This is a genomic window from Haladaptatus ordinarius, assembly GCF_054177595.1.
Genome location: NZ_JBPEHH010000028.1, coordinates 1 through 23,333, shown reverse-complemented (window position 1 = coordinate 23,333; position 23,333 = coordinate 1). Strand labels below are relative to the sequence as shown.

The 23,333-nt window shown below is 61.6% G+C and carries 31 protein-coding genes and 2 pseudogenes; 16 read left to right on the top strand and 17 right to left on the bottom strand.

Annotation, left to right across the window (positions count from 1 at the left end; all coding sequences use genetic code 11):
• Positions 1-165 precede the first annotated feature (165 nt).
• From ACR3FF_RS12095 to ACR3FF_RS12080, 4 genes are all read right to left on the bottom strand, one after another.
• Entirely contained in the window at positions 166-933 is a 768-nt protein-coding gene (locus ACR3FF_RS12095; protein WP_458188282.1) for an SDR family NAD(P)-dependent oxidoreductase, read from the bottom strand.
• A 108-nt stretch (positions 934-1,041) separates the two neighbouring features.
• Entirely contained in the window at positions 1,042-1,497 is a 456-nt protein-coding gene (locus ACR3FF_RS12090) for a MaoC/PaaZ C-terminal domain-containing protein (protein ID WP_458188281.1), read from the bottom strand.
• A complete protein-coding gene (locus tag ACR3FF_RS12085; protein ID WP_458188280.1) occupies positions 1,494-2,669 on the bottom strand; it encodes an acyl-CoA dehydrogenase family protein in 1,176 nt (391 codons plus the stop codon). The genes ACR3FF_RS12090 and ACR3FF_RS12085 overlap by 4 nt, the downstream gene beginning before the upstream one ends.
• Positions 2,659-3,123, bottom strand: a complete 465-nt coding sequence (locus tag ACR3FF_RS12080; RefSeq protein WP_458188279.1) for a RidA family protein — start codon at positions 3,121-3,123, stop codon at positions 2,659-2,661. Before ACR3FF_RS12080 ends, ACR3FF_RS12085 begins: the two co-directional genes overlap by 11 nt.
• Before the next feature lie 210 nt (positions 3,124-3,333).
• Between ACR3FF_RS12080 and ACR3FF_RS12075 the strand changes: the two genes are divergently transcribed.
• The 6 genes from ACR3FF_RS12075 (at position 3,334) to ACR3FF_RS12050 (ending at position 8,383) form a co-directional block, all read left to right on the top strand.
• Positions 3,334-3,861, top strand: a complete 528-nt coding sequence (locus ACR3FF_RS12075) for a transcription factor (protein ID WP_458188278.1) — start codon at positions 3,334-3,336, stop codon at positions 3,859-3,861.
• Positions 3,861-4,532, top strand: coding sequence for a DUF2110 family protein (locus tag ACR3FF_RS12070; protein WP_458188277.1), 672 nt, complete (start codon positions 3,861-3,863; stop codon positions 4,530-4,532). The genes ACR3FF_RS12075 and ACR3FF_RS12070 overlap by 1 nt, the downstream gene beginning before the upstream one ends.
• Positions 4,529-5,299, top strand: coding sequence for a DUF5803 family protein (locus ACR3FF_RS12065; RefSeq protein WP_458188275.1), 771 nt, complete (start codon positions 4,529-4,531; stop codon positions 5,297-5,299). Before ACR3FF_RS12070 ends, ACR3FF_RS12065 begins: the two co-directional genes overlap by 4 nt.
• Positions 5,300-5,330: 31 nt before the next feature.
• Positions 5,331-6,035, top strand: a complete 705-nt coding sequence (locus tag ACR3FF_RS12060; protein WP_458188274.1) for a competence/damage-inducible protein A — start codon at positions 5,331-5,333, stop codon at positions 6,033-6,035.
• 201 nt (positions 6,036-6,236) lie between these two features.
• A complete protein-coding gene (locus ACR3FF_RS12055) occupies positions 6,237-7,301 on the top strand; it encodes an ATP-NAD kinase family protein (RefSeq protein WP_458188273.1) in 1,065 nt (354 codons plus the stop codon).
• A gap of 53 nt (positions 7,302-7,354) precedes the next feature.
• A complete protein-coding gene (locus ACR3FF_RS12050) occupies positions 7,355-8,383 on the top strand; it encodes a PhoU domain-containing protein (RefSeq protein ID WP_458188271.1) in 1,029 nt (342 codons plus the stop codon).
• Between the two features lie 82 nt (positions 8,384-8,465).
• On the opposite strand, the gene ACR3FF_RS12045 is transcribed toward ACR3FF_RS12050, so the two are convergent.
• A complete protein-coding gene (locus ACR3FF_RS12045) occupies positions 8,466-8,876 on the bottom strand; it encodes a DUF7528 family protein (protein WP_458188329.1) in 411 nt (136 codons plus the stop codon).
• Between the two features lie 143 nt (positions 8,877-9,019).
• Positions 9,020-10,180 carry an LEA/WHy family protein gene (locus ACR3FF_RS12040; RefSeq protein ID WP_458188270.1) on the bottom strand — a complete coding sequence of 387 codons (1,161 nt, stop codon included), beginning with the start codon at positions 10,178-10,180 and terminating at the stop codon, positions 9,020-9,022.
• Between the two features lie 110 nt (positions 10,181-10,290).
• Here ACR3FF_RS12040 and ACR3FF_RS12035 point away from each other — a divergent pair, with 110 nt between their 5' ends.
• The 4 genes from ACR3FF_RS12035 (at position 10,291) to ACR3FF_RS12020 (ending at position 12,036) form a co-directional block, all read left to right on the top strand.
• The gene (locus ACR3FF_RS12035; protein WP_458188269.1) at positions 10,291-10,479 is read left to right on the top strand and encodes a DUF7525 family protein; all 189 of its coding nucleotides are present in this window, start codon (positions 10,291-10,293) and stop codon (positions 10,477-10,479) included.
• Between the two features lie 67 nt (positions 10,480-10,546).
• The gene (locus ACR3FF_RS12030; RefSeq protein WP_458188268.1) at positions 10,547-10,771 is read left to right on the top strand and encodes a DUF7123 family protein; all 225 of its coding nucleotides are present in this window, start codon (positions 10,547-10,549) and stop codon (positions 10,769-10,771) included.
• 39 nt (positions 10,772-10,810) lie between these two features.
• On the top strand, positions 10,811-11,239 hold the full coding sequence (locus ACR3FF_RS12025) for a CoxG family protein (RefSeq protein ID WP_458188267.1): 429 nt from the start codon (positions 10,811-10,813) through the stop codon (positions 11,237-11,239).
• Positions 11,236-12,036: a carbon-nitrogen family hydrolase gene (locus ACR3FF_RS12020; protein ID WP_458188266.1), complete on the top strand. Its 801-nt coding sequence runs from the start codon at positions 11,236-11,238 to the stop codon at positions 12,034-12,036. Before ACR3FF_RS12025 ends, ACR3FF_RS12020 begins: the two co-directional genes overlap by 4 nt.
• A gap of 39 nt (positions 12,037-12,075) precedes the next feature.
• Here ACR3FF_RS12020 and ACR3FF_RS12015 read toward each other — a convergent pair.
• Both ACR3FF_RS12015 and ACR3FF_RS12010 read right to left on the bottom strand, forming a co-directional pair.
• Positions 12,076-12,674: pseudogene (locus ACR3FF_RS12015) on the bottom strand (archaellin/type IV pilin N-terminal domain-containing protein).
• 195 nt (positions 12,675-12,869) lie between these two features.
• The gene (locus ACR3FF_RS12010) at positions 12,870-13,106 is read right to left on the bottom strand and encodes a UPF0058 family protein (protein ID WP_458188265.1); all 237 of its coding nucleotides are present in this window, start codon (positions 13,104-13,106) and stop codon (positions 12,870-12,872) included.
• 136 nt (positions 13,107-13,242) lie between these two features.
• Here ACR3FF_RS12010 and ACR3FF_RS12005 point away from each other — a divergent pair, with 136 nt between their 5' ends.
• Complete coding sequence (locus tag ACR3FF_RS12005) at positions 13,243-13,650, top strand: translation initiation factor IF-2 subunit beta (RefSeq protein WP_458188264.1); 408 nt, start codon at positions 13,243-13,245, stop codon at positions 13,648-13,650.
• Here ACR3FF_RS12005 and ACR3FF_RS12000 read toward each other — a convergent pair whose 3' ends face one another.
• Entirely contained in the window at positions 13,651-13,830 is a 180-nt protein-coding gene (locus ACR3FF_RS12000) for a DUF7836 family putative zinc-binding protein (RefSeq protein WP_266077174.1), read from the bottom strand. It abuts the gene before it with no gap.
• 97 nt (positions 13,831-13,927) lie between these two features.
• Positions 13,928-14,122, bottom strand: coding sequence for a cold-shock protein (locus ACR3FF_RS11995; RefSeq protein WP_458188263.1), 195 nt, complete (start codon positions 14,120-14,122; stop codon positions 13,928-13,930).
• A gap of 245 nt (positions 14,123-14,367) precedes the next feature.
• On the opposite strand from ACR3FF_RS11995, the gene ACR3FF_RS11990 reads away from it, so the two are divergent.
• Positions 14,368-15,567 carry a putative manganese transporter gene (locus ACR3FF_RS11990; RefSeq protein WP_458188262.1) on the top strand — a complete coding sequence of 400 codons (1,200 nt, stop codon included), beginning with the start codon at positions 14,368-14,370 and terminating at the stop codon, positions 15,565-15,567.
• Between the two features lie 156 nt (positions 15,568-15,723).
• Here ACR3FF_RS11990 and ACR3FF_RS11985 read toward each other — a convergent pair whose 3' ends face one another.
• The 3 genes from ACR3FF_RS11985 to ACR3FF_RS11975 are packed head-to-tail and all read right to left on the bottom strand — an operon-like array spanning position 15,724 to position 16,692.
• Positions 15,724-16,029, bottom strand: coding sequence for a DUF8036 family membrane protein (locus tag ACR3FF_RS11985; RefSeq protein WP_458188260.1), 306 nt, complete (start codon positions 16,027-16,029; stop codon positions 15,724-15,726).
• Positions 16,030-16,087: 58 nt separating this feature from the next.
• Positions 16,088-16,363, bottom strand: a complete 276-nt coding sequence (locus ACR3FF_RS11980) for a winged helix-turn-helix domain-containing protein (protein WP_458188328.1) — start codon at positions 16,361-16,363, stop codon at positions 16,088-16,090.
• A gap of 44 nt (positions 16,364-16,407) precedes the next feature.
• Positions 16,408-16,692, bottom strand: a complete 285-nt coding sequence (locus ACR3FF_RS11975) for a DUF357 domain-containing protein (RefSeq protein ID WP_458188327.1) — start codon at positions 16,690-16,692, stop codon at positions 16,408-16,410.
• 113 nt (positions 16,693-16,805) lie between these two features.
• Here ACR3FF_RS11975 and trxB point away from each other — a divergent pair, with 113 nt between their 5' ends.
• Entirely contained in the window at positions 16,806-18,128 is a 1,323-nt protein-coding gene (gene trxB / locus ACR3FF_RS11970) for a thioredoxin-disulfide reductase (protein ID WP_458188259.1), read from the top strand.
• Positions 18,129-18,214: 86 nt separating this feature from the next.
• Positions 18,215-18,514, top strand: coding sequence for a DUF7545 family protein (locus ACR3FF_RS11965; RefSeq protein ID WP_458188258.1), 300 nt, complete (start codon positions 18,215-18,217; stop codon positions 18,512-18,514).
• Here the strand turns inward: ACR3FF_RS11965 and ACR3FF_RS11960 are convergent.
• Together ACR3FF_RS11960 and ACR3FF_RS11955 are read right to left on the bottom strand one after the other, a co-directional pair.
• The gene (locus ACR3FF_RS11960; RefSeq protein WP_458188257.1) at positions 18,511-19,347 is read right to left on the bottom strand and encodes an MBL fold metallo-hydrolase; all 837 of its coding nucleotides are present in this window, start codon (positions 19,345-19,347) and stop codon (positions 18,511-18,513) included. The genes ACR3FF_RS11965 and ACR3FF_RS11960 overlap by 4 nt on opposite strands.
• Before the next feature lie 259 nt (positions 19,348-19,606).
• Positions 19,607-19,939, bottom strand: coding sequence for a DUF7344 domain-containing protein (locus tag ACR3FF_RS11955; protein WP_458188256.1), 333 nt, complete (start codon positions 19,937-19,939; stop codon positions 19,607-19,609).
• A gap of 269 nt (positions 19,940-20,208) precedes the next feature.
• Between ACR3FF_RS11955 and ACR3FF_RS11950 the strand changes: the two genes are divergently transcribed.
• Complete coding sequence (locus ACR3FF_RS11950) at positions 20,209-20,994, top strand: helix-turn-helix transcriptional regulator (protein ID WP_458188255.1); 786 nt, start codon at positions 20,209-20,211, stop codon at positions 20,992-20,994.
• 50 nt (positions 20,995-21,044) lie between these two features.
• On the opposite strand, the gene ACR3FF_RS11945 is transcribed toward ACR3FF_RS11950, so the two are convergent.
• Together ACR3FF_RS11945 and ACR3FF_RS11940 are read right to left on the bottom strand one after the other, a co-directional pair.
• The gene (locus tag ACR3FF_RS11945) at positions 21,045-21,899 is read right to left on the bottom strand and encodes an enoyl-CoA hydratase/isomerase family protein (RefSeq protein ID WP_458188254.1); all 855 of its coding nucleotides are present in this window, start codon (positions 21,897-21,899) and stop codon (positions 21,045-21,047) included.
• Entirely contained in the window at positions 21,896-22,840 is a 945-nt protein-coding gene (locus ACR3FF_RS11940) for a 3-hydroxyacyl-CoA dehydrogenase family protein (RefSeq protein WP_458188253.1), read from the bottom strand. The genes ACR3FF_RS11945 and ACR3FF_RS11940 overlap by 4 nt, the downstream gene beginning before the upstream one ends.
• 337 nt (positions 22,841-23,177) lie before the next feature.
• On the opposite strand from ACR3FF_RS11940, the pseudogene ACR3FF_RS11935 reads away from it, so the two are divergent.
• Positions 23,178-23,333: pseudogene (locus tag ACR3FF_RS11935) on the top strand (IS630 family transposase); the annotation flags it as partial.

Below are 23,333 nucleotides of genomic sequence, written 5' to 3'. Positions count from 1 at the left end.
TGAACCCCCGAAGAATCACAGGTTCCCGAGATAGAATACGGACTGCTCCAAAATGAGTATACTCACTGGTCGGAACGAGCCGTCGTTTTTTGCCCATCACTGCGGGATGCGACGTTTCTGCTTCGGCCTCCCGCACGTCGATTGGGAACACATCCCCCTCGCGGTTCACTCGGCGAGCCAGCCGCCGTCCACGACCAGACACTCCCCGGTCACGTAGGTCGCCATGTCGCTTGCGAGAAAGAGGACGGGGGCGGCCACCTCCTCGGGGTCGGCGAACCGCTCCATCGGCGTTCGGTCGAGCAGGCGTTGGTAGAGGGCTTCGTTCTCGCGGATGCCGTCGGTGAGGTCGGTGGTCACGTAACCGGGGGCGACGGCGTTGACGCGGGCGTCCGGTGCCCAGTCGAGTGCGAGACTCTTCGTCAGGCCGACGAGACCGTGTTTCGACGCGACGTAGGGGTGTTGGCGTGGGATGCCGACGACGCCGCCGACGCTGGCGACGTTGACGAGCGCCCCGCCGGACTCGCGCAGAGACGGCCCTGCCGCTTTCGCACAGGCGAACGCGCCCCGGAGGTTAACGTCGAGCGTTCGGTCGAACGCCTCCATCTCGACCGACTCGGGGGTGCCGAGGGCACCTCCCGGGTTGATTCCGGCGTTGTTGACCACGACGTCGATGCGCCCGAACTCGTCTTCGACCCGCGCGAAGAGCTCTGTGACTGCTTCCCCGTCACCGACGTCCGTCGGAACGACGAGCGATTCACCGCCGCGCTCGCGGACGGCCTCGGCGGCCTCCGCGACGTCGCTCTCGGTTCGAGACGTCGGCACGACGTCGGCCCCCGCCTCCGCGAATACTTCGGTTATCGCACGTCCGATTCCGCGAGTGCCGCCGGTGACGACGGCCACCTGCTCCGAAAAGTCCGGTGTCAGTTCGGTCATCTCCCCGAGATGCGAGAGCGCGGCTAATCAAGGTGGCGTCGGTCGGACACACCAGCATCGTTCGACAACGCTGGCGTCTGTCGGAATCGTTCGAGAAGAGCACAGTCGTCACTCGCGCAAGACGAGCACTCGTTTCGTCATGTGTAAGACGGGGTCGCCATCGTCCGTCCGCATGGTCAGTTCGAACCGGACGATACCATGTTCGTCGTCCCACTCTTCGAGGCCGACGACCGCCGCGTCCGCGCTGAGAACGTCGCCGGGACGGACGGGGCGTCGCCACTGGAGGTTCCTGACTTCGACACCTGCGACGACGGCGATACCCTCCCGCTCGATGACGCCGTCCACGAACCGGCGCATGCTGATGGCGGCCGTGTGCCAGCCGCTGGCGACGAGTTCGCCGAACATCGACGCTTCGGCCGTCTCCGCGTCGGTGTGTATCGGTTGCGGGTCGAACCGCTCGGCGAACGAGACGACCTCCTCCTCGGCGACCGTTTCGGTTCCGAGGTCGAACGTCTCGCCCACCACGAGGTCTTCGTAGTAGCGCCGAGGCGAATCGTCGGTCATTCGTACAGCCGCTTGCTCACGACGAGTCGGTTCACCTCGTTCGTTCCGTCGTAAATCTGGGTTCCCTTCGCCTCGCGCATGTACCGTTCGACGGGGTAGTCCCGCGAGTAGCCCCGCGACCCCAGCACCTGCACCGCCTCCATGGCGATGTCCATCGCGGCGTCCGTGGCGAAGGTTTTCGCCATCGCCGCGTCCTGCGTGACGCGCTCCCCCCGGTCGCGTTTTCCGGCGGCGTACATGGTCAGGAGCCGCGCCGCCTGCGTCCGGGTAGCCATGTCGGCCAGTTTGAATCCGATTCCCTGGAACTCGCGTATCGGTTGCCCGAACTGCTCGCGCTCGTCCGCGAACGCCCTCGCCGCGTCGAGCGACCCCTGCGCGAGGCCGACGCCCTGTGCGGCGGTGCCGATTCGCCCGATGTCGAGTCCCTCCATGACGTAGCGAAAGCCTCGTCCCTCCTCGCCGACGACGTTCTCGGCGGGCACGCGAACCTCGTCGAATCGAATCTCACTCTCGATGGCCGTCTCTCCCTCCATGCAGGGGATGTTCCGGACGAACTCGACGCCGTCTCGGTCGCTGGGGTCGGGGATGCCGAGGAGGCTCAACTCGTCGTGGCCTGATTTCTCCGCTGTGCGGCTTTCGTCTTCCTCCACGGTCCGTGCGACCACGAGGAGGAAGTCCGCGGCTTCGCCGTTGGTCGTCCAGACCTTGTGGCCGTCGAGCACCCACTCGTCGCCCTCTCGGCGGGCGGTCGTCTCCATCGCGGCGGCGTCGCTTCCCGCTTCGGGTTCGGTCATCGACAGCGCCGGAATGGACTCGCCCCGACAGATGGGTGCGAGCCACTTTTCGCGTTGTCGGTCGGTGCCAAACTCGGCGATGGGATAGCCGACCAGACCACAGGCGATGTTGACCGCGCCGGCGACGAGTTTCCACGCGCGAGAGAGTTCCTCGACCGTGACGACGAACGAGCGGTAGTCGAGTCCGGCACCGTCCACCTCGGTCGAGAACGGGACACCCGTCAGTCCAGCCTCGCCGACACGTCGAACGAGGTCGGCTGGGAACTCCTCGCGTTCCTCGTACTCGTCGACGCGGGGGAGAATCTCGTCCTCGCAGAACTCCCGCACCGTCTCGCGGTGGGCTTCGTGGGCGTCAGTGACGGTAAATTCACCGAGCATCGTCCGCCTCCTCCACCTCATCACTCCCCTCTACATCCTCCACTTCATCCGCTTTCTCGTCGATGACGGCGAACCCTTCTAACTCGACCAGCGCCGCCTCCTTGAAGAAGCCGCTCACCTCGAAGAGTGCGAGCGCCGGATACTCCTCGAAGTAGTGGCCGAACACCTCGCCGAGCGGTTCGAGGTTCGCACGGTACGCCTCGCGGTCGACGACGTAGATGGTGAGTTTCACGATGTCCTCGCTCGTCCCGCCCGCGTTCTCGACGACCGTCGCGAGGTTTTCGAGCACCCGTTCGAACTGGCCGACGAGGTCGTCGCGGGCGACGATATCGCCGTCCGGTCCCGTCGCGTCCTGCCCGGCAAGATACAGCGTCTTCCCGCCGTCGACCAGGACGCCGTGATTGAATCCCCGAGGTTCCGCCAGCTCCGGCGGTGCGACGATTTTCCGTTCCATGCGTGAGAACCACTGCCGCGGGCGTCTTAATTGCTCTCCTCTCTGTGATGTATCGCCTGTGGAATCGGCTCGCTGGCGACGGAAACCCCTTCGAGAACGCTTCGACGTGCTCGGCACGCTCTTTTTCACCCGCGATTGTGCGTCAGAACGACCACCTTCGACCGTCTCCCGATGGTTTTAAACAGATGAACGACCCGGTATAACGTATCAATGGCTTTCGAGGACCTACTGAGCGACCCGGTGATACAGAAGTATCTCCACGAACTGGTCGGCCCGAAGGGGATGCCGGTCGCCGCCGCGCCGCCCGACGGTGAGGTTACCGACGAGGAACTCGCGGAAGAACTCGACCTCGAACTCAACGACGTTCGCAGGGCGCTTTTCATCCTCTACGAGAACGACCTCGCGACGTATCGGCGACTCCGCGACGAGGATTCGGGGTGGCTCACCTATCTCTGGACGTTCGAGTACGACAAGATTCCGGGGAATCTAGAAGAGGAGATGTACCGCCTGCTGGACGCGCTGAGACAGCGCGAGGAGTACGAGCGAAACCACGAGTTCTACCTCTGTGAGATCTGCTCGCTTCGCTTCGAGTTCGGCGAGGCGATGGACTTTGGCTTCGAGTGTCCCGAATGTGGCTCACCCCTCGAATCGATGGACAACACGATGCTGGTCGATTCGATGGACGAGCGAATCGACGAACTCGAACGCGAACTCAACGTCGAGGAACTCGGAGTATAATGGTCGTCCTCGCAACCAAAGTGTACGTCAGGGGCGACGCGAAACACCGGGCGCTCGACGGTCTCGGTTCGCTCGTCGAAAACGCCCTCGGTGACCTCGACGTCTCGTACGAAATCGGCGTCCGCCACGACGATTTCGTCACCGTGACGGTCGAGGGCGAAGACGAGGTCGTCGCTCGAAACGTCCTCCGCGAGGAGTGGGGCGAGGTTACGCCCGACCTCCGCGAGGGCGAAACGTACGTCGGAACGCTCGAATCGTGGGATGACGACGGGGTCGTCCTCGACGCCGGACGGGAGGTTCGGATTCCGGCGTCCGAACTCGGTCTCGGACCCGGCACGCCGGCACAGGTCGTCGAGCGGTTCGGTCTCGTCCAGCATCTCCCGATGCGATTCGTGTACGGCGACGGTGAGCCGTCCCGTCTCGCGGACGAAGAACGCGACCGCCTGTACGAGTGGTCGCGTGGCGGTGGACGCGTGAACGTCAACAGCGCGACGCGCGGCGAGGTGCGTGCGACGGTCAACCGCGCAGGACACGCCCGTGACATCGTGACTGTCGAACGACTCGGCCTGCTGGAACAGAGTATCGTCTGCACGGAAGACACCGACCCGCCGGGACTGCTCGCCAGCATCGGCGAGTACATCCCGGCCGAGATTCGTTGCGTCATTCCATGAATCGCCGGCTCATCCTCGCGTGCGGGCTACTCGCCGTCCTCGCGGCGAGCGCGGGATGTACGTCGATATTCGGCCCGGACCAGATAAGCGAGGAGAAACTCTCGAAGAACGCGACGTACGACTGGGACACCGAACGCGACGTGACGTACAACGTCTCCGGTAACGAGTATCAGGCCGTCTACGACCTCAGCGGGAAGACGACGCTCGAAATCCACCAGGAGGAGTCGTTCGGCGAGAAGGCCCCCGTCGAGATTTCGGCGGTCAAGTTCCAGTATCCCAACGGGACGGTCGTCGGTGCCGACCAGATTCGCGTCAAGAAGACGAAATCGAAGACGATAATCACGCCGCCGAAAGGGAAGGGGAAACTGGCCTACACAGCCCCGCGACAGGGCAAGACGTTCACGGTGCCGACCTACCTCAAGGACAGGAGCTACGAAGTCGTCATCCCGCGCGGGATGCGCGTCGACCTGTTCTTGCTGAGCGACGTGCGGCCCAGCGGCTACTCGACAGAGATGCACGACGGGCGGGTTCACGTCATCTGGGACGAGTCCATCAACCCGGACGCCATCTCGGTCCGTTACTATCTGGCCCGCGATAAGTTCATCTTCGGTGGCGTCGTCGGCGTGGCCCTGGTCATCGGTCTCGTCGGCCTCGCGTATTACCGATTCCAGATTCGAAAACTCGAACGCGAACGCGAGGAACTCGGGTTGAGCGTGGATATCTCGGACGACGATTTCGGCGACGACCCACCGCCGGGAATGCGATAGCCCTTTTCCGTCTGGCGACTCACCTTCCGGTATGCGAATTGCGTTGGTCACAGTCGGAGACGAAATCCTCTCCGGAGACACCGTCAACACGAACGCCGCGTGGCTCGGAGAACGGCTGACCGAGCGCGGCGTCTCGGTCGAACGAGTGTTCGTCGTGCCCGACCGCGTGGCCGACATCGCTCGCGTCGTCAACGAGTCGCTCGCCGAGTACGACGCCGTCGTCGTCACGGGCGGCCTCGGGCCGACCCACGACGACCTGACGATGGAGGGTGTCGCCGCGGCAGTGGGCGTGCCGGTCGAAGAGCACACTGAGGCGGTCCAGTGGATAGAAGACCACACCGATTACGAGCACGCTGACCTCGTCGCGGGGACGACCCACCTCCCGAAGGGGTCACGCATGCTCCCGAACGAAGTCGGCGTCGCCCCGGGGGCGAAAATCGAGAACATCTACGTCCTGCCGGGCGTTCCCCAGGAGATGGAGGCGATGTTCGAACTCGTGGCCGACGAGTTCGACGGCGGGCCACATTTCAGGGAGGTCGTCCCGGCGGACGAACCGGAGAGCGGACTCCTCGACCGAATCGAAGAACTCCGGGAACGATTCGACGTGAAAGTCGGGAGCTATCCCGGTGACCACGTCCGCGTCAAAATCGAGGGGTCGGACGAGGATACCGTGCGAAGTGCCGCCGACTGGCTGCGCGAGCGAGTCGAGCGCCCCGACCGTCCGGGTCAGCGGTAGAGGTACGCCAGCCAGGCGGCGACCGACGCGATTCCGACGACGAGAACGACGATACCTGCTGCGTTCGTGGGGAACGTCTCTGCGAGTGGGAACATACTCGGCGGTAACCGGTGTGTACTCTTAACTCTTGACAACGCGTGCGACGAGCGTGGCTTGCCACTGCCCACACGCCTTTTAATTCGCGCCCACCAATCGCCTGCCATGCGAATCGGCGTGGTCGTCAACCCCATCGCTGGAATGGGGGGGCGGGTCGGACTCAAGGGCACCGACGGGAAGGTCGCAGAGGCACGGGAGCGCGGCGCGTCACCGCGTGCACCGGAGCGTGCCATCGACGCCCTCTCCGCCCTCCACGAACGCGCTCCCGACACCGAACTACTGACGTACGGTGGCGAGATGGGTGCCGAGGAGGCCAGTGCTGCGGGGTTCGACCCGGAAATCGTGGGGGAACCCGACGACGACGAGACGACCGCGGCCGATACCCGCGACGCAGTCAGGGCGCTCGTCGAAGCGGGCGTCGACTTGCTCCTGTTCGTGGGCGGCGACGGAACTGCTGTCGACGTGGCGGAGACGCTGGCCGACTGCGACTCGGAAGTTCCGATGCTCGGCGTTCCTGCCGGAGTGAAAATCTACTCGGCAGTGTTCGCGGTGACACCGAAAGCGGCGGGGCGAATCGCGGCGTCGTTCGACCGCGTCGAGGAGCGCGAAGTGAACGACATCGACGAAAGAGCCTACCGCGAGGGCGAGGTTCGAGCCGAATTGAAAGCCGTCGCCCGCGTGCCCGTGGCCGAGTCGCTCCAGTCGGGAAAGCAACTCGGCGGCGGAACCGTGGCGAGCCTCGCGGCGGGAGTCGCTGCCGACGTCGAAGACAGCGTCACCTATGTCCTCGGACCGGGGAGCACGGTGGGGACGATAAAGTCCGAACTGGGATTCGACGGGTCCCCACTCGGCGTGGACGTGTGGCGGGACGGCGAGGTCCTGGCGCGCGACGCGAGCGAGGCGGAGATTCTGGACCACCTCGGCGAGCGAAACGTGGTCGTCGTCTCACCGATCGGCGGGCAGGGGTTCGTCTTCGGTCGGGGAAACGACCAGATATCCCCCGCCGTGATTCGCAAATCGGACGTCGAAGTAGTCGCTTCGAAGACGAAACTGGACGGACTCGGCGTCCTCCGCGTCGATACCGGCGACGGGGACGTCGACGACTCCCTCCGTGGCTGGCGAAAGGTTCGAGTCGGTCGGTTCGAACGCCGGATGTTGAAGGTTTTGTAAGACATTTAGTGACATATGGTGAAGCTTAAGCGTGCGTGCGTATATCCAAGGATATGGAAACACGGAAGGTGCAGCGACTGGGACCTTCGACGCTGGCGATGACGCTCCCTGCCGAGTGGGCACAGGAACACGCGGTCGAGAAGGGTGACGAGGTTTCGCTTCGAATCAGCGGGAAAGGCTCGCTCACCGTCCTACCGGAGTCGGCCCACGACGACGAAGCCGAGGCGACGATTCACACGGAGCAACTCGACGCCGACGCAGTCGAACGGGCCATCGTCGCCCAGTACGTTCTCGGGCGGCGAGTCATCCACGTCGAGAGCGACGAAACCCTAGAGAGCAGCCACATCAACGCGGTCTACAACGCGGAGACGCAGTTGATGGGTCTCGGCGTCATCGAAGAGACGCCCGACAGCATCGCCATCCGATGTTCGGTCGACCCCGAGGACTTCGACCTGGACAACCTGCTGGAACGACTGGAGAATACCGGAAGCACCATGCGCGGCGAGGCGGTGAAGGCACTCGCTCACGGCAATCCCGACCTCGCACAGCGGGCGTTGAACCGCGAGCGACAGGCGAACAAAATCTTCGTCCTGCTCTTGCGGCTCATCTTCACTGCTCACGAGAACCCGAATCTGGCTCGTGCAGTCGGACTGGAGAGCGGGTTCCCCCTCATCGGCTATCGCTCCATCGCGAAGAACCTCGAACTGACGGCCGACAACGCAGAAGACATCGCGGACATCGTCCTCGAAGCGGAAAACCACACGCTCGAAGTCGACTCCGCCACCATGCGTCGGATTCGAGAGTTCACCGACCAGGTGGACGAAATAACGTCGCTGGCGGTGCAGGCAGCCGTCGAGCGCGACTACGACAAGACGCTCGAAGTCAGGCGGAAGTTCCACGAACTCGGCGACCGCGAGTCGGACATCCTCTCGGACCTGCCCGAGATCTCGAATGAAGACCTCCTTCAGGTTCGTGACGTGCTCGTCAGCCTGCAACAGACTGCTCAGTACGCCATGCGAAACGCCGAAATCGCGGCGAACCTGGCGCTGAACGAGGAGAGCGAGCACACGACCATCAACTGAGGCCTTTAGTCTCGTTTTCGAAACCGATCGTGTTTGCGTATCGTTACTCACACAGCACCCTCTGTCTCCCGTCGTGTCTCTCCTAGTCCGCCCCCACCTCCGTCGTCGTCTCTTCCCCGACAATATCGTCTTCTTTTTCGGCGGTCAGGGGGTTTCGCGAACTGATTCGACAGGCGAAGTCGGGGTGTTCCGCGAAGTGGCGAATCAGCAGGTGTCGCCGCGACCCCGTGATACCGGTTCGCCCCACGTCCTCCGCGCTAAACTCGTCCGGTAGTCGGTCGAACAGGCGGGCCAACGCGTCGAAACTCGGGAACACCTTCGCATTCCCCGCCGAGTCGGCGCTCCGACGCGACACTTCGTAGCTTCCGTCCTCGCGGAACGTGCCCACAGTGCGGAAGAACTCTCTGCGTTCGGTCAGTGCGTCCCCGACAGCGTCTTGCAGTTCGGTCGCCGTCTCGCGTGACAGTTCGTACGACTGCCCGTCGATGTCCAGAACTATCGATTCACCGTCTCGAATCGCCGTTACGGCACTCTCATCGCCCGAGAAGAACTCGACCAGGAGAGTGACTACTCCGTGGCATACACCGAACTGTTCGCGCCGAGGTAAAAACTCTGTCGGCGCAGGAAAATACCGCGCTACTCGACGAGTGGGTCCGGGGCCAGCAGACTCCCGAGCAATCCGCCGTCGTCCGTGGTCGTCGTCCCGCCGCCGGTGGTGGTCTCGGTCGTCGTCGCCTGACCGTCGGTCGTCCCTGAGGGTGTGGTCTCCGACTCGTCCGCCGTCGTGGTTCGCGTGGTTTCGCCGGGTGCCGTCGTTACGTTCGACCGTTCGACCGCGCCCTCGATCGAATCGTTCTCGAAGATGTGGGTCTCGATGCGCTTTCCGTAGGTGAGTTGGCGGAGTGGCACTCGCACCGTCTCGCCGGACGGGAACTCGATGCGGGCGTAGAACTCGATTCTCAGGTCGGTCACCTGGTCGTTCGAGAGGTGGCTTACCCACCACTCGTCGAGTCGTGGATTGTCGACCATGGTCTTCATCTGAACCGTCTTCTCGGATCTACCCGGAATCGTGTACGGCCGTTCCGCCGTTCCGCTGCCGACGGCGATGTCGTTCATCGTCATCTCGTACCCGATCTCCGAAATCGTGTAGGGAACCTGCTTTGGGTTGTAAACCTGCATCCGCATCCGAATCGGAGTCTGCTCGCGCGTCACGGACCCCCAGTTCGCGCTCGTCTCGTTCACGTAGAGTACGGGGTCGGAGACGAACGGCGCGTCTGCGTTCACCGGACGCGTTTCGGTGGAGTTGAACTCACCGATGATGTCCGTCTCGATGCGCTGTTCGTAGGGGACGCGCACCGACCGACCGACGAGCGAGGAACGGACCTTCGAATTCAGTCGAAGCGTCGTCTGTTCGTCGTTTCGGATGTGGGTTACCCACCACTCGGGTATCTTTCCGTTCTGCATCCGCGTCGAGAACAGGAGCGTCGAGTTACCACTGTCCAATCCGAGATTCGACCGCTGGCCCGACGCCATCGCCACGTCGTTCATCTCGACGGTGTAGTTGACTGACGTATTTCCGACCCGCACCCCGAACGGGTTGGGATTGTTCACGACGAGCGCGGTCCGTATCTCTGTCGTCTCGTTCGACACGTCACCGAACTCGTTGTCTATACCGACGCGTGGTGCGCCGAGAACCCCGGAGAGGACGCCTGCGCCGACGAGCGCGGCGACGAGGATGACAACGAGAAACCCCCGCTTTCCGAACGGTAACAGTGTCTTGAGTAGTCCCACGACCATACGGGGTTCCCTGCGGAGTGACACCAAAAAACCTCGGATTCTAAATCTGTCGCTCTCCGTACCGTAGTCGAGTAGAATGAACTAAGTCACGCGTGGGGCAAGAGGGAGACATGGCAGGAAATCAGGCAGTCGCGACGGACAAGGGAGTCGGCCTCGCCGTGTTGTTCACGCTGGTCGCGGTCGGTGGTGCGGCGATAACGTTCGTCTCGCCGGGTACCGAAACCGCAGCGTGGGGCTTCGCCGCGGCAGTCACCGCAGGAGTACTGGCAATCGCCGGAACGCACCTCTACTCGAACTGACGCGAAATCTGCACTTGTTCTGTAGGGGACAATCGTTAAGACTGTCACGCTCCTAGTGGGGGTGAAGATGACTGAGTTCAGTGACGAGGAACGGCGAATCCTCGAATTCCTCCGCGATAGCGTGGCTGGCGGTGAGCGCTACTTCCGTGCGAAGAACATCGCCAAGCACCTCGGTCTCTCGTCCAAACAGGTCGGGTCTCGCCTCCCGACGCTCGCCGAGAAGTCCGAAGACGTGGACATCGAGAAGTGGGGGCGCGCCCGCTCGACGACGTGGAAGGTCAGTCCGAGCTAAGTGGCTGGGTTTTTACTACCAGCCACCGATGGAGAACGTATGACTGTCCGGGTAGAACGTACCTTCGACCTCCCGGTTCCGCCTGAAGAGGTCTGGGCGTTCATCGCCGACCCAAAGCGACGAGCGAGCGCCATCAGTGTCGTCGCCGAGTACGACGAGAAGAGCGACAATCGCGCGACGTGGCACATCGAACTACCGATTCCGTTCGTCAACCGAACGATACCCGTCGAAACGGAAGACGTGGCCCGCGAAGAGCCGGAGTACGTGAAGTTCATCGGCCGTTCCTCGGCCATGCGCGTCACCGGTGAGCACGAAATCGAACCCACCGAGGGTGGGTGCCGACTCCTCAACCGGTTCGTCGTCGAGGGGCGCATTCCTGGCATCGAACGCTACTTCAAGAAACATCTGGATGAGGAACTGTCGAACCTCGAAGACGCGCTCCGAGACGAGGTAGGAGTCAGGTCGTGAGACTCGCACTCGCCCAGCTAGCCATCGAAGGCGGGGACGTCGAATCCAACCGAGAGCGAGCGGCAGACGCCATCGAGTCTGCGGCTCGACACGGCGCGGACCTCGTCGCCCTTCCGGAGATCTTCAATGTCGGCTACTTCGCGTTCGATACCTACCAGCGGCGTGCGGAGGCGCTGGACGGGCCGACGCTCACACAGATGAGCGACCTCGCTGCCGAATACGACGTGGCTGTTCTGGCGGGAAGCATCGTCGAAGACCTCTCGTTGACGGACGACGAGACCCCCGACGATGACGGCCTCGCCAACACGTCCGTGTTCTTCGACCGCGACGGCCGCAGGCAGGCGGTGTACCGGAAACACCACCTCTTCGGATACGAGTCCGCCGAGGCCGAGTTGCTCGTCCCCGGCGAAACGCTCGGCATCGCCGAGTTCGAGGACGTGACTATCGGAATGACGACCTGCTACGACCTTCGATTTCCCGAACTCTACCGCGACATCGCGGAGGCAGGTGCAACCCTCGTGCTCGTTCCGAGCGCGTGGCCGTATCCCCGCGTCGAACACTGGCAGGTGCTCTCACGAGCGCGTGCGATCGAAAATCAGTGTTTTCTCGCCACCATCAACGGCTCGGGGGCGTACAAAGACGCGACCCTCCTCGGTCGCTCGACGGTGTACGACCCGTGGGGGACGCTCCTCGCGAGCACGGGGGACGAGCCGGACCTCGTCGTCAGAGATATCGACCCCTCGCGCGTCGAACGCGTCCGTGAGGAGTTCCCGGCGTGGCACGATAGACGGCGCTGATGGTCGAGACGTCGACGAGCGAAAAACGAAGCGAACGGGTTACAACGCGACCGCGTGTCCGTCGGAGAGGGTCTCGGGAACGCTGTGGTGGTAGGTCATCGCGCCCGACGACGTGACGACTTTGATGGTGAACTCCTCGCGTTCTTCGAGACTGCCTGTAATCTTCTCCGTGTCGAGGACGACTCGGGAGCGGTCTTTCTTGCTGACGAGGACGGAGAGCGAGTCACCTTCGTCTCGAATCTCTTCGACGCCGAACTGGGTATCGTTGCCGTTCGGTCCCATCGTCAGAATGCGGCCGTCGTCGGGACTGAGCCACTCGATGGTGACGTCGAGAGGTTGATGTCCCCCGACCCGGAGCCTTTCATCACGGTGAGGTTGACGTAATCGATTTCGTACTTCCCGTCGCCGTCCGTATCCGTCACGTTCCCCATCGTGCTGACGACGTGAACGCGGTCGGTTACCTGTGCGCTACTCTCGGTTCCGGTGTGTTCGGATTTCGACTGGAGGAAGCCCGCCGTGTTGATGAGGACGCCCGCCGCGATGGCTGCAACGAGGACCATCGCGATGAACACGATGAGCGTCCCGATACCGACCTGACCACGATTCGAGTTTCGTCCGTCTGTCCCGATTTTTATCATTTCGTGTTATCCTATTTTGTTTCGTATATTTCCTGACGATAGTATTCGGTGCACTGAGTCCGTATTAAAACCCATAGACGGTTATCATGTATGATAACAGCATACAGTAAAAAATATGATACCAGGTCCGAAGCCGGCAGGAAGGCGTAGCGTCGCCACTCTACAGCTTCACTCTACGGGGACCACCGCACCGTCTCAGTCTGCTCGGGGTGCAACCGCTTCGCGTTCGGTTGCACGCATCTCGGTCGTGATAGCGTTAGCCAGCGCAAAAACAGCCGCTTTGTGATCCGTTTTCGATTTGTGAATCGATGTCGGACGTACGCCGAGAGAATCGTACTCGTCCAGTCGAATGGATTCCCCGTTTCGTTTCTCGAAATCGTTCCCGACCTCCGCAAGCAGGCCGTGAAGGTGGATAAGCTCCTGCTTCTTCATAACCAATCTGGTGTAATAGTTGCAGGGTTATATTATTATCTTGAGGGCCGTTAGCACGCCGGACGGTCAGTTTCCGGGGTATTTCAGAGTCCGGAGATTTTTAAACGTTTTTTACTCGGAGGCACTGTTTACACGTATGGCCGACTACGACCAGCACCTCGAACGAGCACTGGAAGAGACGCCAGATATCGACGCGAGTGGCAGTCGCTACGACGTTCCCGACCCGGACGTTCGCCAGGAGGGCAACGTTACCGTGTACGAGAACTTTCAGGCCACGGTCGACCGTCTCTCGCGCGAGGAGGGACACGTCCTCAAATACCTGCAGGACGAACTCGGGACGAGCGCCCACATCGACGAGAGCGGGCGTGCGCGGCTGACCGGGTCGTTCTCGGGTGTGCGAATCGCCGACGCAATCGAGGCGTACGCGGAACGGTTCGTCCGCTGTTCGGAGTGTGGTCTGCCCGATACACGCCTCGAACGAGAACAGGGTGCGCTAGTGCTTCGGTGTGAAGCGTGTGGCGCACGTTCTTCGACTAGCACCTGATTACTGTAGCTGTTTTAGCGTCTCCAAGTCGCGTTCGGTTCGCGTAAACTCCGACGTTCGTCTCGTCGCGTGGCAGTTCGGACAGTGGAACTGCTTGTCAGGTGTCGGCAGGTCGTCTGGACTCGATTCCCAGTGTTTTCCGCACTCGGGACACAACAGTCGAACGTACGTCTCCACCATACCGAAGTCGTTGACTGGTACCGGGAAAAATCTTGCTGGTGACAGCCTGGAAGAGAGCCGCCGCTCTTCATCGGTGCCCGCTTCGGCCAGTACCGTCTCAGAGTCGCTGGAGATTCGTCGCTCGCGGTCCTTTGTCGGCTTGCTCGATGTCGAACTCGACTTCCTGTCCCTCTTCCAGGTCGGGGCCGCCGACGTCTTCCATGTGGAAGAATACGTCCTCGTCCGCGTCGTCGGATTCGATGAAGCCGTAGCCGCCAGTGTCGTTGAAGAACGTGACCGTACCTTTCGCCATTACGGTTGGACGGACGCTAGAGAGCGAGATAAGAATTGTGGCTAGCTTCGGGGCACGTCGACGCAGTCTCCCGAATTTCGTCTTCGACCCTCACGATCGAACCGCGTCGTTCGAGGTGTCGCTTGCGCTCCGGCCTATCGAATCTCTTCCGCATTCGACATGCCGAAACAACTATATTCCATCCTGCTAAACAGACTTTTAGATATGTCTAATCTACCGGCTCCTTCGGAGAGGGGGCGTCGAAGATGAACCAGCTCGTCGAAGTGTTCCTCGCGTCGGTTCGAGACGGGTACGTCCAGGTGAGTGCGTTCGTCGCCGTCACGGTGCTCCTGTTCGGCCTCGTCCAGTACCGGACGGGGGGTGCGCTGGTCGAGCGGCTCTCGAAGAACGAACGACTACAGCCCCTGTTCGGCGCACTCATGGGACTGACGCCGGGGTGTGGCGGTGCAATCGTGATGATGCCGCTGTACGTCCGTGGGACGGTCAGCTTCGGCACCGTCGTCGCAACGCTCATCGCCACCGCAGGTGACTCCGCGTTCGTCATCCTCGCACTGGCTCCAGAGGCGGCGCTGTACGCGTACGGAATCGCGTTCGCGACGGCCATCGTCTCGGGGTATGCCATCGACCGCTTCGGTATGGGTGTCGGACGCATCGACAGCGCAGTCGCGACTCTCGGCCGGACGGCCACCGACGGCGGGATGGTCGATGGTGGACCGGGCGGTAATCCGACCCACCAGTACGACGCGTGCTGTGAGACGGACGTAGCGCGCGAGTCGCCCGTTCTGACGCCGTTCAGTCACGTCGTTCACGCCATCTGGTGGGTAGCGGCGGGTGCCGCGCTCGTCCTCGGAGTAATGTACCTCCTCGCTGGCGCGCCCGACGTTCCGCTCGTACTCGGGCCGTCCTACGCTGGCGCGTTCACCGTCGTGGGGTTGATGGGAACGACGGCGTCGTTTTACCTCTACTTCGTCGGGCGACACTACCTCGGTGAGGGCCACGTCGGCCGCGCACGCGACTCGTTCGTCGACCTCTACGACACGCTCACGCACGCCGCGATGGAGACGAGTTTCGTCACCGTCTGGGTGCTCACGGCCTACTTGCTCTACGAGTACACCGTCCTCCTGTTCGGCATCGACGTCGGGGCACTCGCCGCTGCCGTCGGGGTGCTCGCACCCGTCGCCGGTGCCATCGTCGGACTGATTCCCGGCTGTGGCCCCCAAATCGTGTTGGCGAGCGTGTACGCCGAAGGTGCGATACCGTTCTCGGCACTCACCGCGAACGCCATCAGCCAGGACGGAGACGCCCTCTTCCCGCTCATCGCCATCGATAAGAAGGCTGCAATCGTCGCCTCGATCTACACGACGATTCCCGCACTCATCGTCGGCGTCGCCCTGCACGTCCTGTTCGACTTCGGCTCTGCGACCGGGTTCGGGGTCCTGGGATAGCGAAAATGGAAGTCGAACTATTCGACTATGAACTGACTCGCGACATCTTTCACTTCCGCCATCGATTTCGCTTCGACCCGACCGGTTACGTCGTACTGCCGGACTGATGGCAAACATCGAACCGATTTGCCAGACCGGACAGGGATGGGAGGAAAATTAGTCCCACGTCACCCACACGAGGAACACGAGCGCGACGAACTCGAGCACGTGGAGGACGAGCATCGCCTGCCACGCGATATCGGGAACCGACGTGGAAAACCACTCCGAGAGGATTCGGTGCCACGAGTAGGTGTAGAAGGCGATAGCGTTCTCTGCGAGCAAGAGCAGTGCGAACACCGAAAGGCCGAGCGTGTGCTTCGAGCGGAACTTGCTATAGTTGCGGAGCCAGACGTAGCTCAAACCGACGAGCAACAGCACGTTCAGTGCCGTGGAAACGCGTGCTACGTCTATCCAAAGGCCCATTCGTCGTCTCTCCCTTGTAATCGATGTCGGTTATACTCTTTCCCAGATTCGGCCATACTTACTCCACCTTGTCGATTATCTCCTCGACCGTGTCCCAGTGCTGTCGCGTCCGGTCGGTGATGAGGTACACGGCTCCGTAGTCGTCGCCGCTGTTCTCGACGATACCGTTGTCCATGAGCACGTCGAGATGGTGACGAACGGTCTTGTAATCGAGGTCCAAGTCCTCGGCGAGTTGGTTGGCGTTCCGTGGCCGCTCGTCCAGGGCGTGGAGCAGACGAACGCGGTTCGTCCCGCCCCTGGTTCCGGTGAGCACGTACCACAGAGCACCCTCCATCACCCCGAACCGACACACCCCGGACACGTAAGCGCATCGCCCTCCTACGTCGTGAAAAGATGTCCCTCGCGGGGTGCATCGAACAGTCCGATTCGAACTCCGGCGTCGAGCCACGCGTGGCCGTAGGAGAAGGAAGCGAGGGCGTTGACGGGGTCGTCGCCCTCGCGGAAGTGTCGTCCGTCTTCAAGATACGACTGGGCCATTTCCCGGCAGTCTGCCGCCGCTTCACCCATCGGCGTGTCGGTCGGCGGCGCGATCTCGGCGGCGTCGAGCGCCTCCGCCAGCAGTCGCTCGTAGCGGTCTGTCTTCTCGTCTATGTCTGCGACCATGCGCGAGAGGAGGGAGAGAGCGACCGTAAGCCCTTCGAGCGCCAGCGACTCCGAAACCGGAAACGCCGGATGACAGCGCAAGGTAAATACGCGATGGTACACGATAATGCACCATGACCGAACATCCACACGTCGAGATTTACATCAAGGAGTTCTGTCCCTACTGCGACAAAGCGAAAGCCCTCTTCGACGCGAAAGGAATCGAGTACGAGACGTACAACGTGACCGGTGACGAGAAGTTGTTCGAAGAGATGGTCGAGCGAGCGAACGGACGGCAGACCGCCCCCGAAGTGTTCATCGACGACGAACTCATCGGCGGGTGGGACGACACCCACGCGCTCGAAGAGGCGGGGAGACTGGACGAGAAACTCGGCGTCGCGATGGCCGACGGCGGAACCGAGGAACCCGAACACCGCAAACTCATCGTCTCCGGCAGCGGTATCGCAGGGTTGACCGCGGCCATCTACGCCGCCCGGTCGAACAACGACCCACTCGTCCTGCAGGGCGACGAACCGGGTGGGCAACTCACGCTCACGACCGAGGTCGAGAATTATCCCGGGTTCCCGGACGGCATCAGCGGCCCGGACCTCATCAACAACATGGAAGAGCAAGCGGAGCGATTCGGTGCCGAGGTGAAGATGGGCATCATCGAGGACGTAGACGACTCCAGCCGTCCGTTCCGCGTCGAACTCTCGAACGGCGACGTGTACACGACCGACGCACTCATCGCGGCGAGTGGCGCGAGCGCCCGAACCCTGTCGATTCCGGGTGAAGACGAACTGATGGGTTACGGCGTCTCGACCTGTGCGACCTGCGACGGCGCGTTCTTCCGCGACGAGGAGATGGTCGTCGTCGGCGGTGGCGACGCCGCGTTCGAGGAGGCGAACTTCCTCACGAAGTTCGCGAAGAAGGTGTACCTCGTCCATCGCCGCGAGGAGTTCCGCGCCGAAGATTACTGGCAGGACCGCGTCCAGAAGAAAGTCGAGGAAGGCGAGATAGAGATTATGAAGAACACTGAGGTGACCGAGATTCACGGCACGCCCGAGGAGGGCGTAAGTCACGTCACGATGGTTCACAACCCCGACGGGAAACCCTCGCAGAAGTTAGACGACCCCGACACCGAGGAGTTCGACTTCGAGACGGGTGCGGTCTTCCTCGCCATCGGTCACACCCCGAACACGGGGTACCTCGAAGGGACGGGCGTCCAACTGGACGAAGAAGGCTACATCCTGACGGAGGGCGGAAAAGGCGGCGGCCAGACGAAGACGGACGTGCCCGGCATCTTCGGCGCGGGCGACGTAGTGGACTTCCACTACCAACAGGCAGTGACCGCGGCAGGTATGGGCTGTAAGGCTGCACTCGACGCAGACGATTACCTCGAAACGGCAGAAATCGGTGAGTCGACCGCCGCACAGGCGGCAGCGTCGGACGACTGAGTTCGGACACCCGACTGCCCGAGTGGACGGGCAGTCGTAGCGTTCTGTAACCACAGACCCTTTACGCTTCACGTCGTAGGACCGCTATGGCAGAACCAGACGAAGTCGAGACGGCGGTTTACACCATCGAAGCACCGGACGGCGAGACGAACGAACTCGAACTCCCGCCGGGACTCATCGACCTGCTTCGGGAGCAAAACGAACCACAGACGGAGGTCATCGGCGACATGGCACTCATCTCGTTCGTCCAACAGGCACACGCCGCGGTCCATCACAATCAGGGTGAAACCGACCCCCAGATCGAGGCCATCGAAGAAAAGGCGCGCGAATTGTTCGAACGGCGACTCGGCATCACGTTCGAAGAAGCGACCGGCCACTCCCACTAAAGTTCGACGCGGTCTCCGATTTCTCCGATTTCGAACGCCACTGGGTAATCATAGCTCCGGACGTGTTCGTAGAGTGCGGTCGGGTCCGCGGTGAGACCTTTCCACATGTCCCAGTGACTCGGGAACAGGCGGTCGAGTTGGAGCGCGTTCGCGGCGGCCACGATTTCGTTCTCGTCGCTGTACCATTTCGTGTGCTTCGGTTCTCGGGTCTGTTTGTCCGGAATCTGGCCGACAGAACCGAACGCCAACACACCGAGGTCGATGTCGTATCGTTCGCCGATGGCTTCGAGTTCGTCGCCCGGTTTCGTATCGCCACCGTGGAAGAACGTCCCGGCGTCGTGTTGGATGACGTAGGAGACTGGATGTGTCGAATCGGGGTCGTGGGCCGGTTCGACGTGAACCGAAAACTCACCGACCTCGAACGAGTCACCTTCCGTGACCTCCGTAAACTGGTCTTCGGAGACGTTCCAATCCTCGGCCCACGCTTCGTCCTCCCGCACGACGTCGAGGCTGTCGTCGGGGGCGTAGAACGTCGCGCTGGTCGATTCGAGGATGGGGGCTTGACTCGGTCCGTGAACGTGGTCGGTGTGTTCGTGCGTCGCCAACACTGCCGTGGCCTCCGTCACGTCCGCCGGGTCGAATGGTACCGGAACCATGCGGACGGTTCGCGGCGGGTCGCCAGTTCCGAGATACGGGTCGATGAACAGCGTCGTCCCCTCGTTTCCTTTCAGGACGAAGCCGTTACAGCCCAGATACCAGATACTGACGCCAGCAGGTGTCGCGTCTTCGACTGCGCGGGGAAGCCAGTCTCCCCAGTCGCTGTGAATCGCCATACGAACTACTGACCGGAGACGCGCCTAAATGTTGTGTTCGCTTCGTCTGTTGGCAACTGAATTGTACTATCAAAGAAAAAATGTACTTTTCGCGTATTGATGAATCTAACCTTCCAAGTTATTAACTAAATACATATATATCATCAGTCGCATTTCGATAATGCCTGCCAGTGGTGGCTCCACCAGTCGCAGGCAAATGGTACTGAAATGTGTCTCTGACAGGTGCGGCCCCTACGCCGCACCCCACATTCAGACGGGTTTACCGTTCGATTTCGACGTCCAAAAACGAACGGATGGTAGCTGAGTCGAGGGCTCGTTCGACGGTGTTAGTCCGCGCGTCGTAGTGAACGAACCCACAGTCTGCCAGTCGCGGCAAAGTGATGTGGTGTAACTCGACGGTGATTCGTCTGTGACGTTGTTTCGAGACGCTTCGTTCGTCACTACAGACTACGGCGAGTTCGGACAGTGTGAGTTGACATTCACACATCACGAGCTGTCGAAGGACTGCCCGAGAGAGGGAGTCGTCGACCACGTTGAGTGCCGCAGTGAGTGAACACGGGAGTGTGAGGTCTCTCCACGTACGGTCTCGCATCGTAATCGAAGTTCGACCTGGGTGAGAGTGCATTGTTCGAGCGGAGAGCGTTGGGCCATAGCGTAACGGAGACCACAGTCCGAATCTTTGGTTCGGACATAGTAAACGTGAAACCGAGAGACTATTACTTTAGTTAATCACACAGCGTTCGAACCGGGAAGATCATCCACCGAACGAGAACGTGATTCACGTGTTAGGATGGAAGTAATAAATCTTGTGGCCACTTAAGGTATGTTTATACAGGAGGGGAGACAAGACCCTCGTGAGACATGACCGAGAAGGGGGACAGCCCGGACGACCTACTGACGACGGTGGTGAAACGGGGCGAGTTTCTCACCGCACTCTCGTCTGAGCCAATATCGAAACGCGACCTCCGTGAGGAACTTGGCGTCTCTCGTTCAACTGTGTACAAAGCGGTACGGGAGTTGCGAGAGTACGGTCTCGTCGAGCGGACTGACGCCGGACTCGACCTGACGCTCGCGGGTCGATTGCTCGAATCCGAGTTCGGTGCATTCCGCGGGCGCGTCGAAGACGTGTGCTACACTCGGCAACTGCTCTCGACCCTTCCAGCCGACTGTGAGCTTCCGATGGCAGTCGTCTCCGACGCGAGGGTCGTTCTCCCGGAGCGATACGCGCCGAACCATCCGATTCAGTTCGTCGAAGAGATGGTCTCGGAGGCGGACGTGACACGCGGCCTATCGCCGGTTGCGCTGCCACAGTACGTGGAGTTGTTTCACGACCAGGCGGTCGTCGGTGACCTGAACGCAGAACTCGTACTCGAACGCCCGGTCGTCCAGTATCTCGTCACCGACTACGGCGACAAGCTACGAGCGGCGATAGGCTCGGGGGGTCTCTCCGTGTGGGAGACGAGCGAGACGCTCCCGTACGGTCTCATTCTGGTCGAAGGCGACGAGGATAGCGTCTGTGTCGTCGTGTACGACGACCGAGGCGAACTACGTGGACTCCTCGTCAACGACACCCCGGCGGCGGTGTCGTGGGGGAAAGACACGTTCACCTCGTTTCGAAACGAGGCCGACCGACTCCGCACGAACTGAACGGTCCGAACCTCACGACCGCGGGATTTCGACAATTCCAGCGACGGGTGTTACCGCTCTTCCCACGTCGGTTCTCGGTCTTCGAGGAAGGCGTCGATTCCTTCGTTCTTGTCGTCGGACGCGAACAGCAACGCGAACAGTTCCGCCTCGTACTCGATACCCGCTTCGAGTTCCATCCGACTGGACGCTTTGACGGCTTTCTTCGCCAGTTCGAGCGCTTTCGGACTCTTCTCCGCCATCTGACCGGCGAGTTCGTAGACCCGGTCGTGGAACGTCTCGTCCGAGCACACCTCGTCCACGAGACCGATGTCGTGGGCCTCCTCGGCGTCGATGATTTCGCCGGAGAGGACGAGTCGCATGGCCTGACCCTCACCGACCAGTTTGGGAAGCCGTTGCGTGCCGCCGCCGCCGGGCATGATGCCGAGATTGATTTCCGGTTGGCCGAGCTTCGCGCGTTCGTGCGCGATGCGAACGTCACACGCCTGCGCGAGTTCGCACCCGCCGCCGAGCGCGTGGCCGTTGAGCGCGCCGACGACCGGTTTTTCGAGGTCGTCTACGTACTCGTACACTCGCGGGCGCTTGCTGGCCTCGCGCTGTTCTATCGCGTCGCGTTCTCTGAGTTCTTTCACGTCGGCACCGGCGACGAACGCCTTCGCCTCGTCTGCGCCCGTGAGAACGACCACGCGCACGTCCGACGACGCTTCTACTGCATCGAGTACGTCTTTCAGTTCGGCACGCAGTTGGGCGTTCAGCGCGTTTCGGGCGTCGGGGCGGTTCAGTGTTACCGTGGCGACGTACTCCTCGACGCTCACGTCGACCGTCTCGCATTCGCTGGCGACCTGTTCGGGACTGCCGGGCGTTTCGTCTTCCGGCGGTTGGTCGGTGTCTGGCGTCCCGTCGCTCATCTTTCGTCACCTCCGTTTCCGGAATCGTCGCCCGAAACGCCGTCAGACTCCGACTGACGAGCCGTCTTGTTTCCGCCAGAGACGCCCACGATTTCGCCGTCCTCCCAGACGTAGAACCCCTCGCCGGTCTTCTTGCCGAGTTTGCCGGCGCGCACCTTCTGGCGCAGAATCTGAGGCGGACGGAATCGTTCGCCCAGTTCCTCGCGGAGGTGTTCGAGGATGTCGAGGCGAACGTCCAGTCCGACGACGTCACCGAGTTCGATGGGACCCATCGGGTGATTGTAGCCGAGTTCCATCGCGGCGTCGATGTCGCGTGGACTCGCGACGCCCTCCTGGAGCATCCGAATCGCTTCAACCCCGAGCGCGACCCCGAGGCGCGACGACGCGAATCCCGGCGAGTCGCGCACTTCGACCGCCACTTTGTCGATGTCTTCGACGAACTCGGTCGCGAATTCGATCGTCTCTCGGTCTGCCTGTTCGGGGACGACGACCTCCACGAGTTTCATGATGTGAACCGGGTTGAAAAAGTGGAGGCCGACCGCTCGGGTCGGGTCGTCGAGTACGCTGGCGATTTCGGTCAGCGAGAGCGACGAGGTGTTTGAGGCGATGACGGTGTCGTCGGTGACGAGTGCTTCGACGTCCTCGAACGTCTGTCGTTTGATGTCCATCTCCTCCGGTACCGCCTCGACCACTAGCGCTACGTCACCGACCGCGGTTTCGAGGTCGGTCGTGCCCGAGATTCGGTCGAGGGTCGTATCCTTCGTTTCCTCGGTGACTTTGTCGCGTTCGACGCCACCTTGCAGGTTCGATTCGATGCTCTCGATGCCGTTCTCGACGAACTCCGCTTCGATGTCGCGGAGCGTCACGTCGTGGCCCGCCATTGCCGTGACCTGTGCGATTCCGTGTCCCATGGTGCCGGCTCCGAGTACGCCTACCTTCATGTCTGAGAGCGCGTCGGGGCAGAGGAAAAGCGTTTTTCTACGCGACGCGCCACCGCTGGCCAGGAGGACGACCGATTTTATCGACAACGCCGTGGACTCTCGCAACTTCCCAAACTGTGGAGTTTTCTACTTATTGCAGAAAGCATTTAACCTCTCCCGGAAATCGTTTAATCGTCTCGGGTAGGGGTACACGAGACAGAATTTTTATAGCGCAACTCACGGAGCCACGGGTCTATCGAAAACCAGAGACCAGCGGAGAGGAACCCGAGACTCGACCCGAAGATTCAGCCCGTAGTGCTTCACAGAAGATTTAGGTGGACTCTGAGTAGGGAAGGTAATGACTGGACGGGAGAAAGAGATCGTCCGACACCTGGGTGAGGACGATCTCGACCGCTTGCTCACACAGACTGACGACGAGAAGGTGAGCAGGCGGCTCACCTTTATCAAACGACTGTACAAGGGTGCAACACTCGAAGACGCAGCTGACGATGTT